Raw genomic sequence first — 13733 nt, 5'->3', positions numbered from 1 at the left:
ACAACCAACACAATATTGCATTAATTCACAATCGCATTTGCAGCAAGGCAGAAGTCGCGTTTCCCGGTATTTTTCACCCGGTACATGGCTTTGTCGGCCGCTTTTAACAAGGCCGGAATATCCCGTCCGTCTTCGGGATAGAATGCAACCCCGACACTCGCGCCGATTTGAACCGATTGCCCGGCGACATGAAAAGGGCGACAGGCTTCATCGATAATTTTTTGCGCCACAACGCTGGCATCGTTATTTCGATTTACATCCGTAATTAAGATAACGAATTCATCCCCCCCGATCCGCGCGATATCATCTGCGTTGCGCAAAATACCTGTAAAGCGGCGGGATAATTCTTTCAGCAACAAATCCCCACCTTCATGGCCGCAACTGTCATTCACCCCTTTAAAACCATCCAGGTCGATAAACAACAAAGCCAGTTTCTCGTTGTTACGATCGGCATGCGCCAACATCTTGGCCGCATTGCTTTGCAAGAAACGTAAACTGGGTAAACCGGTCAGCGCATCATAATGAGCCAGCCTGCGTAATTCTTCCTGTGCATCGTGCAATTCCGTCACATCATATTCGACCACCAAAATCAGACTATCCCCGCTAAGAGGATGACGTGACATGCGAATATCCAATGTGTGTAAACGTTTGCCTTCCAACGTATTCATTTGATAGGTCCAGCGACCGCCTTTTTGATCGATGGCATCGCGCAAACACTGACGACCATCTGCGGGATTGTAAAAGCGTGCGATAAATTCGCTTTCAACGCCATCGGGCAAATCTTCAGCATGGACATGTTTATAAGCAGCCGTTGTCGACGGATTTTCAATTACGGCTTTGCCATCCAGTGTAAAACTGGTTACCAACACATTAGTGTATCGCATCGCCTCAACCAACAACAGGTTTTCAGGCGCTTCCCCTAAATTCACCTCTTCATTGATGTAGGCAATGATGCCGCGATGACGGTCCGGCCCAAGGGTCACGGCACGATGCATCATAAACAGTGTTTTAGGTTTTCCGTTGGGGTAAGTCGTCCACGGGTCAATCGTCAATCCATTCTTTACCGCCAGATCAAACGTCTGAACGGTGCGGTCGCGCGCGCCTTGGGTATCATCGGACAAATCTTTATTGATTAAATCATCCAGCGTGTCCAACCCCCAAAAATCAATCGCGGCCTGATTGCCCCACCACCAGCCGTGCTTGTCCAGATCGAAAATCCAGACGACATTGGGGATCAACTCATAGAGTCGCAACTCGTCCAGACTTTCGATATGGGTCAAATGACTGTAGTCTTTATTTTTCATCTATAGGTTGTTCTTATTACATTGTATTTATTATAGAAAATATACCTTTAAACTTCCCCAAGCCCAAGCGGAATGATCATTAATTTAAATCTTGTTTCACCTCCCCATATGGCTTAGGGTCCGCGATTAAGTCTGGAAGGAAGGACATCAAGGGGAAACAGGGCCTATGAATATTGTTCTCATCGGTATGCGGGGTGCCGGAAAATCAAAGATTTCGCGCCGCCTGAGTGTCCTGACCAAACGCGATGTTTTATCCTCAGACCTCCTCATTCAATATGACCATGATGGCAAATCCATCCCTGAAATTATTGAGGAATGTAACGGCGATTGGCGACAATTTCGTGACATGGAATATGCCACCTTGCAAAAAATCACGGCACTGGACGGCAATATTATCGACTGTGGCGGTGGTATCATTGTTGATATTGATGAAGATGGTCACGAAATATTCTCGGACCGTAAAATCAATCTGTTGCGCGCGAATGGACGTATTATCTGGTTAAAAGGGGATATTCCCCGCCTTGCCGCCAAGGTAAAAGGCGATGCAACCCGCCCCAGCCTGTCACAGACCAAAAGCGCCGAAGACGTGATGTATCGCCGCTTGCCGTTCTATAAGAAAGCTGCCGATATTGTCATCGACATTGAAGGCAAATCCAAACGCGAACTTGTTGAGGAAGTTCATAAAACAATCGCCAAATATCTCTGAATATTGTCATTCCCGCACGATCCTTAATTTAGTAGACTGTTCCGCAACGATATGACGTAAAACAACAGGGCGAACCCGAATGAGATACCTTTCCCAGATATGCAGCGTTGCCCTGATCTTTATGCTGGGCGCGTGTGGTGAACCTGCCCCGGCCGCCTGGACCGCCAATTTGGACATTAACTGCAAGCCACAGGATCCATTGGATAAAACCTATGCGGCCCTGTCGCCCGAAAAATTCTGGCGTGAACAAGAATACGATATGGGGAACCTGCTAAAAGCCGGACAAAAGAATTTGGAAATGAGCACAAAAGTCCTTGAAGACAGCGTCTCTCAAAAAGGGGAATATCTGCAACTTGCCCAAAAAGCTGCCGATGACCTTGGCCTGAGCGGGACTGCCCGGCGGGATCATATTCGCGATAACATCGATCGCTACAACAAAGAAGTCGATGCCATTAAGCAACGACTGGACGCACAGGAAAAGGCCTTAAGCTGGGTGCGCAAATGCACAAACGCCGTCCATCAGGAACTTCGCAAACTTAACCTTACCCCCATTGAATATGATCCTGAAAAACGCCCGATGTAAATGACATTCCATGACGATAGATACCCGCAGACTTCTTGACCTTTCCTATTGGAAAGCACTCAATCCGCATTTAACGATCTCGCAATCCCCCAGCTTTCGCCCGCCGTTAGAGATTGAGCGTACTCGGCTGGATCACATCTCTGATACCCTGCACCATGACGGTTATCTTCATCAATCTCCCTTGCTGCAAGATAAGGATATTGCCGCCCTGCGTCTGGGGATTGAAAACCTTGTTCACGCCGGATGGCCTGCCGCTTTTATCTATGTTTACGACCAGGTCTGGGATTTCTTTTACCAGCTCAACGGATTTCTCTCTCATTTTCTGGGGGATCGCTATGGGTTGCTTCCCCATTTTTGGGCGTGGTATATCGACAAAGATGACAAAGGCACAACGTCCGGGTGGCCGCCCCACGTGGATTACAGCGGTGAATGCGCCTTTTTCGATGACTATCTCATCAGTCTGTCTTTGTGGATTCCCCTCACCGATGCCACACCTGAAAATGGCTGTATGAACATTTTGCCCTTATCGCGGCAAAAAGAATACGAAACACCGATCAAAGAACCCACTGACATTTTATTACAGGACGTGCGCTGCCTGCCAGCAAAGGCCGGATCAGTTCTAGGTTGGCGACAGGATTTATGGCACTGGTCGGGGCGCAGTTCAAAATATGCGACAGAACCGCGTATTTCCTTATCATTAGAATTCCAAAATCGGGCTTTTGATCCCCTTTGCCCCCCGCTTTACGACCTGACAAGCCCGCCCGCCCCCGAACAGCGCATTCGCCTGATCTGTGGTCAATTTGCCAAATACGACCATATGGAACGTGTCGCGGTCGAACTGGAACAAGCCGGTAAAGAAATCGGCATTACGCAGACTTGACTCTTGGATCGGAACTGACGACATTAGGGATAGCTTTTCAGTGCCTCCAAGAGGGCTGAAAGCTTATATTGCTCTCGCTTTTTTAAAAGGAGATACTGACATGCCTCGACTGTCCGTATTTAACAGTCCTCTTTTGTTAGGGTTCGATCATTTCGAACAGGTTCTGGATCGCGTATCAAAATCCAGTGCAGAAGGCTATCCACCCTACAACATTGAACAGATCGCACAAAACAGCTTGCGTATATCTTTGGCCGTTGCGGGGTTTTCAATGGATGACTTATCGGTCACCATCGAAGACAATCAATTGATGGTCCGTGCAAAGAATACTCAGGATAACAGCGACCGGATTTTCATTCATCGCGGGATCGCCGCACGCCAATTCCAACGCAGCTTTGTTCTGGCCGAAGGGGTTGAGGTCAAATCCGCCAAACTGGAAAAAGGCCTGCTGCATATTGATTTGGTGCTGCCGATACCGGAAAGCCAAATCCGACAGATCCCGATTGAAGATATGGAAAAAAAAGCAATCCCAACCAATACGAAAACCATCGACGTCAAACCGGACTAAAATTTTTCAATTAATTCTAATTTAGAGTTAATACTTAAGAATTGCCCCTAAACTTTCGGTTTTTGTTATACTGTATATGTAAACGTGCCGGTGCCACAGCGCAGAAGGTCGCGTGGGCAGGCTGTATAATAATCACCGCATGGTGTCGAATTAGAAATGGAGGCCGCCATGACAAACTATATTTTTAGCGAGGAACACGCGCTGATCTCATACGATATATCAGAGGCCCGTAAAGCCTTTGACCATGATCGTCTGGCCTATGTCGTTGCCGAAACACTGGAAGGAATGCCCGGTTATTCCATCTACAGCGGAACAGGCGAACATCTTGGTCATCTCGACAGTCGCGACATCGCATTCGCAACCGCCTTTCAGTATGACATGCACGCTCTCAGCGTTCATTAAACCTTATCCCCCCTAAAAAAAGCCCTTTTCTTTTTCGGGACAAGGGCTTTTTTTTAAGATAGCAGCATCACTGCATCCTGCGTTTATTCAAGGCATTCTTAATCTTGCTTTCCAGAACATCATATTTGACCGGTTTCACAATGACATCGTCAAACCCCTTTTGGATAAACTCTTTCGCATGTTCATGGATAGCATCTGCTGTGAAGGCAATGATCAAGCTATCCTGATTGCAGCCTTCGTTGTCGCGAATATATTGTGTTGTGGCAACCCCATCCATAACCGGCATGTGAACATCCATTAAAATAACATCATATTGCTGTTTTTGCGCATATTGCACGGCAACCTTGCCATTTTCGGCAAGATCGACTTTATGGTTATACTGCGTCAATATCGCGACCAGAACTTTTTGATTGATCAGATTATCTTCCGCCAACAAAATATGCAGGGGTGGTAAACCGGACCTTTCATTAGGCGATGCATGCGGTTCTTCACAGCGTTCGACTGGAAGGGAAAAGGCAAAACAGCTTCCTTTTTCAGGTTCACTTTGAACCGTCAGTTCGCCGCCTAAAAGGTTTGCCAATTCCTGTGAAATGGCCAAGCCAAGGCCACTGCCGCCATACTTTTTGGTTGTCGAACCATCCGCTTGGGTAAAACGTTCAAATATGCGTTTGATTTGTTCTTCTGACAGACCAATTCCGGTATCCACAACTTTCACATTCAATCGCTCACAAACATCGCCTTTTTGGATCTCAAGCCGGACTTCAACCGAACCTTTTTCCGTAAACTTAATCGCATTATTGATCAGGTTCGATAGAACTTGCCGAAATCGCAAGGCATCGAGCATATACCAGTCATTTTCCTCAACGTTGGACGTAAAGTGCAAAACAAGACCTTTGCCCAGCGCACTGGCTCGAAACACATCACATATATCGCGACATTGCACATAGGGCTGAACCGGTGTGACATGAATATGCATTTTCCCGGCTTCAATCTTGGACAAGTCCAGAACGTCATCCACCAACGACATCATGGCATTGGCCGAATTATCCAGAAATTGTAAATTCTGCCGCCCTTCCTGATCCAGTGAACGGTTATTTTTCAACAGCTCCAGTCCACCTTTGATCCCCATCATCGGGGTTCTCAGTTCGTGACTGATATTGGCGAGGAATTCACTTTTGGCCCGGCTGGCCGCCAATGTTTTTTCCAGAAGAATGGTAATTTCACCCGCTTGGCGTTTGACTTGATCTTTCAAATGGGCTTGAACAGAACGCAATCCAAAGAAAATCAAAATTTCAATAAACAGAAAACCGAAAACGCCATAAACAATATTGGTTTGCGTATTTTGATAAAGCGTATCGAATTTATGTTCGACCTTTGACCACATTAAAATGTCGCCCACCGGTTCGTCATGCTGATCGCGTATCCCGATATAATCGCGCAATCCAAAACGGGTCAGCATATAACGTTCGTCATCCAGTATGATGATATCGGTCCGCAATTTAAACGGATCACCCGGGGGTAATAACTTCGGGGCAATTTGGTCCAGTATATCCGACAGTCTGTCACTGGTCGTTGCCTCAATAAAACAGGCACATGTTTCAGCATGGCCTCCCCCTGTACCTGTTTTCCATTTCACGCTGGAAACACGCTTTCCATTCAATAAAACCGCAATGTCCGCACCAATTTGGCGCTGCAACGTCCCGACAATCTCGGCAAAAGACGTTCCGGCCTCCAACACACCGATAAAGGCCCCTTGCTCATCAAACCTTGATGGCCCATAAACTGGCACAGCCCCGCGAATTCCCGCATAGACGCGGCCCAGTTCAAACCCTTGCGTTGGCTGCTGATCTTTCATCACATCCACGATCATATAACGAAGCGGTGAAAGGTCATCGCCCCATTTTTCGGGACGATGAACCCGCAACAAACTGGTATCCGGGGGCACATGGAAATGCAGTTGGCGCACATAAAACCGTTTTTTCATTTCCGCCCAACTGTTGGCCACCTGCTCGTACAGGGCAGCGCGCCATTTTTCGCTCATCATTTTATCAGACTGAGCTTCTTCACGCTGAAAACTCTCTGCCGCCAAGGCAAATATTTTTTGAATGCGAGGGTCATGGGCCACATAGGTCGCCAATTGCGACATATTGACCATCGTCATCGTCAAGGCAACCTCAAACCCCGTTTGGTACTGTTCGCTTTGATCGTTCAGATCGCCTTCCAGATTTTCACGATCATTATAATAGTTAATCGCAACAAACAGTGCGTCCGCAACGAAAATACAGACCGTAATAAAGGCAAAGATTTTTTTGTTGCTTAAATTCATAAAATCAGCGGCTTTCCGATGAGGACAAGGCTCTGTCTAAAGAAGGGATGACAACGAAGAGTTGGCTATCACGTTCGTTATAATCTTCTTTCAGAGTATGGCACTTGCCTACAATAAAGAAAGTTTTTTCGTTTATAAATACCACATACTCAGCCAAACCGATGACGATCTGCTGCAATTTCCAGTTGCTCGGTGATCTCTTCCAACGTGCCTTTGGCTTCAAAAGTAATCGGATAATCACTGCCCGGCTTTTTCGTGCGCATAAACACCCGCACTCCAGTAAACACCGCCGTCTGCACCGGTTCGATATAACTGATATCCAGCGCATTCAACATAAACTTCTTTTCCTGCGTCTCAATCGTAATAAACATGATCACACCTCCCTTCGGCTGCTTAAAAATCTATGATGTTTGCAAACACGGCAAGATATCGGACCTGTACATCGCCGACCCTACACCTCTTTAGCTTAAGCGCATGTTCATTAAGAGGCAAAATATTTTTAATTTACAACCAAAGGAAATAAATTTAGATTCTTTTTCCAAAAGGAATATTTCTATTAATATGGAACGCATATGAACTGTCCAATCTGCCAATCTGCAATAACACCTACTGGTGACACCTTCTCACAAAAATACGACTGTCCTTGCTGTGGTCACTTCACAGTATTTTCGCCTTACTTTCACCACCTAACTGATGACGATAGGCGTAAAATTTCAGGCTGGATTAAAAAAGAAAACCAACAACAACGTCACCCTGATTTCAAGAGGGGAGATACTCAACTCGAAAACATACTAAAATTGCCAATTCCAGGACTTCGCCAAAGAGCTGACGAAATTCTATTGGAAGCATTAAATGATGTAACAGCGTTAGATGTTAAGATTGATGCAATTGACAAACGTTACATTGCAGCAAGCTACTCATTAGATAATCGTGAAGTTCGGCGGCTTTGCGATTTTCTTGTCAAACAAGGACTATTAGAAAAAGAAAGTGAGCAGCATTATACAGTGTCTGATGCAGGACACATTCGATATGACGAGCTTAAAAAGTCCAATATCCAGCTATCAAATAAAGCTTTTGTCGCCATGTGGTTTGATACAAATATGAATGATATTTTTGAAAACGGACTAGCCGCAGCAATCGAACAAGCTGGTTACGAACCTATCAGAATTGATCGTGTGGATCATATTGACAAAATTGACGATCAAATCATTACGCATATACAAGCATCAAAATTCATCGTTGCAGATTTCACAGGACATAGAGGCGGTGTTTATTTCGAAGCTGGATATGCCTTGGGACGAGACATTCCGGTTTTCTGGACCTGCCGAAAAAACCATTTGGATGATTTGCATTTCGATATTCGCCAATACAACTGTATTATGTGGGAAGAAGTAGAAGAGTTAAAAGAGAAGCTTTACTATAGAATCAAAGCTGTATTAGGGCATGGACAAAACTAACAATAATTTAAATTTGATTTTTAGCAATACAATCAATAGCTTTTTTAAAAAAATGGATTCTTGATCAAGTCGGGAATGACGCAAAAAAAAGGTCCCTGCCGATAACGCAGAGACCTTTTTCTTTAGGTATGGACAGAAAAAAACAGCTTATTCGCCAGCCGCCATATAGGTCGGCATCCAGCTTTCGTGCAGGTCTTTCAGTTCGGCGACGCTAACGCTTTCACCACCCAGTACCACGTCTGATCCACCGGTTTGACCGATGATATTGGCAACCACGCCGGCTTCGCCTGCTTTGATCACAAACTCACCCGCTTTATCCGCATCGATTGTAACGATGTAGCGGCCTTGATCTTCGCCAAACAGCCATGCATAGGCCTGATCCACGTTTGCCGGGATGTCAACGCTGCAACCGATGTTGCCAGCCATTGCCATTTCCGCCAGTGCAACCGCCAGACCACCGTCTGAAATATCATGACAAGTTTCAACACCTGCCAGAATTTGTTCACGAACAAAGTTGCCTGTTTTGAGTTCCTGATCCAGATCGACCGGCGGCGGCGCACCTTCTTCGCGACCACACAGAACTTCCAGATAACGTGACGCACCCAACCAGCCTGTGGTTTCGCCCAGAACAACAATTGCCTGACCTTCTTTTTTGAAGGCAACGCTGGCCGCATCATCAATATTCTGGATCAAACCGACAGCCCCCAAAGTCGGGGTCGGCAAAATGCCGGTGCCGTTGGTTTCGTTATATAACGACACGTTACCGGACACGATCGGATAGTTCAACGTACGGCAGGCTTCACCGATCCCTTCGATACAACCAACGATCTGGCCCATGATTTCCGGGCGTTCGGGGTTGCCGAAATTCAGGTTGTCGGTCACCGCCATCGGCACAGCGCCCACAGCCGTGATGTTACGATAGGTTTCCGCAACGATCTGTTTGCCGCCTTCGAACGGATCCTGGTAACAATAACGCGGCGTACAATCGGATGTCACGGCAACACCTTTGTTGGTGCCATGTACACGGACAAGCGCACTATCCCCACCCGGACGGCCCACGGTATCGCCCATAACCATATGGTCGTACTGTTCCCAAATCCAGCGTTTGGACGCCATGTTGGGATGGGAAATCAAGGTTTTCAACGCGTCAATGCGGCCCACATTGCTTTCCACATCAGCGGCCTTAACTTCTGCTGGACGTTCGGTTTTCACCCACGGGCGGTCATATTCAGGGGACGCCAGTGCCAACGGGTCAATCGGCAGGTCACCAACGACTTCACCATTCCATTTCAGAACCATGTTGCCTGTATCAGTCAGCTTACCAATCACAGCAAATTCAAGGTCCCATTTATCCATCACGGCCTTGGCAACATCTTCCATACCCGGCTTCAGGATCACCAGCATACGTTCCTGTGATTCAGAAAGCATCAGTTCGTACGGGGTCATGCCTTCTTCGCGCATGGGAACCTGATCAAGTTCCAGTTCCACACCCACGCCGCCTTTCGACGCCATTTCAAAAGATGAAGATGTCAGACCTGCCGCGCCCATATCCTGAATGGCAACGATAGAACCTGTCTTCATCAATTCCAGTGTCGCTTCGATCAACAGTTTTTCGGTAAACGGATCACCGACCTGTACGGTAGGACGTTTTTCTTCACTGTCTTCGGTAAATTCAGCGGACGCCATTGTCGCACCGTGAATACCGTCACGGCCTGTTTTAGAACCGAAATAGACAACCGGATTGCCCACACCTGCAGCCGCCGAATAGAAGATGTTATCCGCATCCGCCAAACCGACAGCCATCGCGTTAACAAGGTTGTTACCGTTATAGGATTTGTGGAATTCACATTCGCCAGCAACCGTCGGTACGCCAACGCAGTTGCCATACCCACCGATCCCTTCGACCACACCGGACACAAGGTGACGGGTTTTTTCATGGTCAGGTTCACCAAAACGCAGCGCATTCAGGTTACAAATGGGACGCGCGCCCATTGTGAAAACATCGCGCAAAATACCGCCGATCCCGGTTGCCGCACCTTGATAGGGTTCGATATAGGACGGGTGGTTATGCGATTCCATCTTGAAAATAATGGCCTGATTATCACCAATATCAATGATACCGGCGTTTTCCCCCGGCCCGCAAATGACCCACGGCGCTTCGGTCGGTAAGGTTTTCAGCCATTTTTTAGAGGATTTATAGGAACAATGCTCCGACCACATGACGGAGAAAATACCCAACTCGTTCAGGTTCGGCTCACGCCCCATGATCTCAAGGCAGAGCTTCCATTCGTCTGCAGACAGGCCGTGTTCAGCGACGATTTCCGGTGTGATCTCGCTCATGACAGCGCCTCCACAAGTGCATCAAACATCGGCTTGCCGTCTGTCCCGCCCAACTGTGTATCACACAGGCGTTCCGGGTGCGGCATCATACCGAGCACGTTTTTCTTTTCGTTCAAAATACCCGCGATATTGTTTCGCGATCCATTGATGTTGGCTTCATCGGTTACATTGCCCGCCGCATCACAGTAACGGAACGCAACTTGACCGTTACCTTCAAGGGCCGCCAATGTTTCATCATCGGCAAAGAAATTGCCATCGTGATGGGCCACGGGGACACGGATTGCCTGACCGGCACTGTATTTGTTGGTAAATTCCGTTTCGGCGTTTTCCACTTTCAGGTGGACATCTTTACAGATGAAACGCAGCTTGGCGTTACGCATCAAAACACCCGGCAGCAGGCCGGCTTCGGTCAAGATTTGGAAACCGTTGCACACGCCCAGAACGCGTACGCCCTGATTGGCTTTTTTCACCACTTCGCGCATGATCGGTGAATGGGCGGACATCGCGCCACAACGCAGGTAATCCCCATAGGAGAACCCGCCCGGTACAGCGATAAAATCAACATCCGGCAATTCTGTTTCTTTATGCCAGACCATCTCGGGCTTGCGGCCCAAGGAATGTTCAATCCCGACCATCATGTCACGGTCACAGTTTGAACCCGGAAAAACGATTACGGCGGCTTTCATTGAAAGACCCCTTTCCCTTCATTGTCACTCGGTCCCGCAACCTGTTGCGGGTGACGTCTGTCTCTTACTCGACGATTTCAACGTCAAAGTTTTCGATCACGGTGTTCGCCAGCAGTTGCTTACACATGTTTTCGATATTTTCTTTGGACTTTTCTGCCGCATCGGTCAGTTCCAGTTCGATATATTTACCGATACGAACTTCACCAACACCGGCAAAACCGAGGGTACCAAGTGCATGCTCAACCGCTTTTCCTTGCGGATCGAGTACGCCATTTTTAAGGGTCACGTGGACTTTAGCTTTCACTGTGCTTTTCCTTCATCTGAACGAAAGAAGGGTCCCGCACGATCGGTGCGAAACCCTTGGGTAAATTATTGAACGGTATCCGGGCCTTTATGATCGCCCGGTCCATCGCCTTCCGGCTCGATCCCAAGGCGGCGCGCCACTTCCTGATAGGCCTCGCCCACCCCGCCAAGATCCTGGCGGAAACGGTCTTTATCCATCTTCTCGCCGGTTTCGGCATCCCACAGACGGCAGTTGTCCGGGCTGAATTCATCCGCCAAAATCAGACGAACCTGATCCTGTTCGTAAATACGACCAAACTCGACCTTAAAATCGACAAGCTGAATACCGATTGCGGCAAACATACCGGACAGGAAATCATTGATGCGCAGGGCCATGCCTGTCATTTCATCAAGTTCCATCGGGTTGGCCCAGCCAAATGCGGTGATGTGCTCTTCTGACACAAGCGGGTCACCCAGCGCATCGTCCTTGTAATAATATTCAACGATGGAGCGCGGCAGGCGCGTACCTTCCTGAATCCCCAGACGTTTGGTCAATGATCCGGTTGCGATGTTGCGCACGACAACTTCCAACGGCACAATTTCACACTGGCGTACCAGCTGTTCGCGCATATTCAAACGGCGAATGAAATGGGTCGGAATGCCAAGATCGGCGAGTTTGGTAAAGACATATTCGGTAATGCGGTTGTTCAACACGCCTTTACCTGTGATGGTGCCTTTTTTTTCTGCGTTAAACGCAGTCGCATCATCCTTGAAATACTGAACGATGGTCCCCGGTTCCGGTCCTTCAAAAAGTACCTTCGCCTTGCCTTCATAAATCTGGCGACGACGTGCCATGGCAATCAATCCTGCTTTATGGAAAATGTGGCCTTCCTATAGCAGGACTCAACGCGTGGGGCAATGGTAGAAGACGGCAATTTCGAATTATCTTAAGGTTATTCCGGCTCAGGCTCTAATGCAAATCGCCTTCACTTGCCGCATCCAGCAAAAGCTCTTTGAAAGAGGTCAGGAAATGACGGTCCAGATGACCATCGCCCATGCCTTCCATAATCTTCATGGCTTCCACCGGGGTCATGGGGTCCTTGTAACAACGCCGATCCGTTAAAGCACTGAAAATATCGATAATGCAGGCCATCCGCGCCAGCTCGTTCAGTTCTTTCCCCTTCAGACCATAAGGGTAGCCCGTCCCATCAATTTTTTCATGGTGCTGGCCTGCGATAATCGCAACACCGCGTGGGATACCGTGGGTATTCTCCAAAAAACTGATGGTTTCCGTCACATGAGAGCGCATAACGACCAATTCATCATCATTCAATTTACCCGGTTTATTAAGTACCTGATGCGGGATCATCATTTTACCGACATCATGTAACACGCCCCCGGTCGCCAGAATCTTCATATCATCGCCTTTGATCCCCAGAAAATCGCCAAACAGGGTCAAAAATGTCGCCACACGTAAAGAATGAACGTAGGAATAGTTGTCATGCCCCTTCACCCCAGCCAGCAACTCTTTGTAACTGCCGCTTTGAATGGCCGTGACCAAAGGGGTGCAGCTATCCTGAATGTCATTATAGGGTAAGGGTTTTCCTTCTGCGATCAGGTCTGCAACCGAATTAAAAGACGATAACGTATTTTCCAACGCTGCCTTTTGCACAGGTTGCAAGGTTTCCCATTGCGACTCGACATGTGCATTCACCTGATCGGAAATGGCCTTCAACAAGGCACTGAACAGATAAGGTTTGACCAAAGTACGCACCAAGGGCATGGTCTTGCTGGCCTTGATTTGTTCCAGCGCCCCTTTGCGGGCTGTAAAAACAACCGGGATCAAGCTCAAAACCTTTACAGTTCGCAGACTTTGAATAAAGCGCAAACCACCACCACCGGATGCCAGTTCTTCATCCACAATAATCGCGGTCGGATGAAAAGCATGCAACGCTTCTGAAATCTCGTTCACATCCTGAAAGGCATGCACAATATAAAAGGACTTCAGTGCCTCACTCACATCACGCAGATGTTTGGTGTTGCCTGAAATAAGAAAGATATCGGTCTTATTGCTTTTTGCAATTCCCGCCCCTTCCTGAGTTGACATGTCCATATGCGCACCACGCCCTTAAATTCCGTTTATCGGAAAATAGTATATAGGTTTTCTCTTCTACATTTGAATCAGAAAAAATGAATTTTTCA

At 47.7% G+C, this 13733-nt stretch carries 14 protein-coding genes; 6 read left to right on the top strand and 8 right to left on the bottom strand.

Going from position 1 to position 13733, the window contains the following annotated elements; genetic code table 11:
• Window positions 1–20: 20 nt before the first annotated feature.
• Window positions 21–1304, bottom strand: a complete 1284-nt coding sequence (locus IEW74_RS07165) for a GGDEF domain-containing protein (protein ID WP_188663218.1) — start codon at window positions 1302–1304, stop codon at window positions 21–23.
• Between the two features lie 166 nt (window positions 1305–1470).
• Between IEW74_RS07165 and IEW74_RS07160 the strand changes: the two genes are divergently transcribed.
• The 5 genes from IEW74_RS07160 to IEW74_RS07140 all read left to right on the top strand — a co-directional run bounded on the left by IEW74_RS07160 (window position 1471) and on the right by IEW74_RS07140 (window position 4440).
• The gene (locus tag IEW74_RS07160) at window positions 1471–2010 is read left to right on the top strand and encodes a shikimate kinase (RefSeq protein ID WP_188663216.1); all 540 of its coding nucleotides are present in this window, start codon (window positions 1471–1473) and stop codon (window positions 2008–2010) included.
• Between the two features lie 79 nt (window positions 2011–2089).
• Window positions 2090–2593, top strand: coding sequence for a hypothetical protein (locus IEW74_RS07155; RefSeq protein WP_188663214.1), 504 nt, complete (start codon window positions 2090–2092; stop codon window positions 2591–2593).
• 10 nt (window positions 2594–2603) lie between these two features.
• A complete protein-coding gene (locus IEW74_RS07150) occupies window positions 2604–3473 on the top strand; it encodes a phytanoyl-CoA dioxygenase family protein (protein ID WP_188663211.1) in 870 nt (289 codons plus the stop codon).
• Window positions 3474–3573: 100 nt separating this feature from the next.
• The gene (locus IEW74_RS07145) at window positions 3574–4038 is read left to right on the top strand and encodes an Hsp20 family protein (protein WP_188663209.1); all 465 of its coding nucleotides are present in this window, start codon (window positions 3574–3576) and stop codon (window positions 4036–4038) included.
• Window positions 4039–4206: 168 nt separating this feature from the next.
• A complete protein-coding gene (locus IEW74_RS07140) occupies window positions 4207–4440 on the top strand; it encodes a DUF1150 family protein (protein WP_188663207.1) in 234 nt (77 codons plus the stop codon).
• 67 nt (window positions 4441–4507) lie between these two features.
• On the opposite strand, the gene IEW74_RS07135 is transcribed toward IEW74_RS07140, so the two are convergent.
• On the bottom strand, window positions 4508–6766 hold the full coding sequence (locus tag IEW74_RS07135) for a hybrid sensor histidine kinase/response regulator (protein ID WP_188663205.1): 2259 nt from the start codon (window positions 6764–6766) through the stop codon (window positions 4508–4510).
• A gap of 149 nt (window positions 6767–6915) precedes the next feature.
• Entirely contained in the window at window positions 6916–7137 is a 222-nt protein-coding gene (locus IEW74_RS07130) for a hypothetical protein (protein ID WP_188663203.1), read from the bottom strand.
• Window positions 7138–7338: 201 nt separating this feature from the next.
• Here IEW74_RS07130 and IEW74_RS07125 point away from each other — a divergent pair, with 201 nt between their 5' ends.
• Window positions 7339–8223, top strand: a complete 885-nt coding sequence (locus IEW74_RS07125) for a hypothetical protein (RefSeq protein WP_188663201.1) — start codon at window positions 7339–7341, stop codon at window positions 8221–8223.
• 147 nt (window positions 8224–8370) lie between these two features.
• On the opposite strand, the gene purL is transcribed toward IEW74_RS07125, so the two are convergent.
• The 5 genes from purL to IEW74_RS07100 all read right to left on the bottom strand — a co-directional run bounded on the left by purL (window position 8371) and on the right by IEW74_RS07100 (window position 13644).
• On the bottom strand, window positions 8371–10563 hold the full coding sequence (gene purL / locus IEW74_RS07120) for a phosphoribosylformylglycinamidine synthase subunit PurL (protein WP_188663199.1): 2193 nt from the start codon (window positions 10561–10563) through the stop codon (window positions 8371–8373).
• Window positions 10560–11249 carry a phosphoribosylformylglycinamidine synthase subunit PurQ gene (gene purQ, locus IEW74_RS07115; RefSeq protein ID WP_188663197.1) on the bottom strand — a complete coding sequence of 230 codons (690 nt, stop codon included), beginning with the start codon at window positions 11247–11249 and terminating at the stop codon, window positions 10560–10562. The genes purL and purQ overlap by 4 nt, the downstream gene beginning before the upstream one ends.
• 64 nt (window positions 11250–11313) lie before the next feature.
• The gene (gene purS, locus IEW74_RS07110; RefSeq protein WP_188663195.1) at window positions 11314–11553 is read right to left on the bottom strand and encodes a phosphoribosylformylglycinamidine synthase subunit PurS; all 240 of its coding nucleotides are present in this window, start codon (window positions 11551–11553) and stop codon (window positions 11314–11316) included.
• Between the two features lie 65 nt (window positions 11554–11618).
• Window positions 11619–12386, bottom strand: coding sequence for a phosphoribosylaminoimidazolesuccinocarboxamide synthase (gene purC, locus IEW74_RS07105; RefSeq protein ID WP_188663193.1), 768 nt, complete (start codon window positions 12384–12386; stop codon window positions 11619–11621).
• Between the two features lie 115 nt (window positions 12387–12501).
• Window positions 12502–13644: an HD domain-containing phosphohydrolase gene (locus tag IEW74_RS07100; protein ID WP_188663191.1), complete on the bottom strand. Its 1143-nt coding sequence runs from the start codon at window positions 13642–13644 to the stop codon at window positions 12502–12504.
• Window positions 13645–13733 lie beyond the last annotated feature (89 nt).

The organism is Terasakiella brassicae, from assembly GCF_014641495.1.
Classification (GTDB): domain Bacteria; phylum Pseudomonadota; class Alphaproteobacteria; order Rhodospirillales; family Terasakiellaceae; genus Terasakiella; species Terasakiella brassicae.
Note: the sequence above shows the minus strand (reverse complement) of the source record. Positions and strands in the feature narration are given on the sequence as shown.

Bases quoted from the DNA above. Each gene is read 5' to 3' on its own strand.
- IEW74_RS07165 (WP_188663218.1), bottom strand. From the start codon at position 1,304: ATGAAAAATAAAGACTACAGTCATTTGACCCATATCGAAAGTCTGGAC.
- IEW74_RS07160 (WP_188663216.1), top strand. From the start codon at position 1,471: ATGAATATTGTTCTCATCGGTATGCGGGGTGCCGGAAAATCAAAGATT.
- IEW74_RS07155 (WP_188663214.1), top strand. From the start codon at position 2,090: ATGAGATACCTTTCCCAGATATGCAGCGTTGCCCTGATCTTTATGCTG.
- IEW74_RS07150 (WP_188663211.1), top strand. From the start codon at position 2,604: ATGACGATAGATACCCGCAGACTTCTTGACCTTTCCTATTGGAAAGCA.
- IEW74_RS07145 (WP_188663209.1), top strand. From the start codon at position 3,574: ATGCCTCGACTGTCCGTATTTAACAGTCCTCTTTTGTTAGGGTTCGAT.
- IEW74_RS07140 (WP_188663207.1), top strand. From the start codon at position 4,207: ATGACAAACTATATTTTTAGCGAGGAACACGCGCTGATCTCATACGAT.
- IEW74_RS07135 (WP_188663205.1), bottom strand. From the start codon at position 6,766: ATGAATTTAAGCAACAAAAAAATCTTTGCCTTTATTACGGTCTGTATT.
- IEW74_RS07130 (WP_188663203.1), bottom strand. From the start codon at position 7,137: ATGTTTATTACGATTGAGACGCAGGAAAAGAAGTTTATGTTGAATGCG.
- IEW74_RS07125 (WP_188663201.1), top strand. From the start codon at position 7,339: ATGAACTGTCCAATCTGCCAATCTGCAATAACACCTACTGGTGACACC.
- purL (WP_188663199.1), bottom strand. From the start codon at position 10,563: ATGAGCGAGATCACACCGGAAATCGTCGCTGAACACGGCCTGTCTGCA.
- purQ (WP_188663197.1), bottom strand. From the start codon at position 11,249: ATGAAAGCCGCCGTAATCGTTTTTCCGGGTTCAAACTGTGACCGTGAC.
- purC (WP_188663193.1), bottom strand. From the start codon at position 12,386: ATGGCACGTCGTCGCCAGATTTATGAAGGCAAGGCGAAGGTACTTTTT.
- IEW74_RS07100 (WP_188663191.1), bottom strand. From the start codon at position 13,644: ATGGACATGTCAACTCAGGAAGGGGCGGGAATTGCAAAAAGCAATAAG.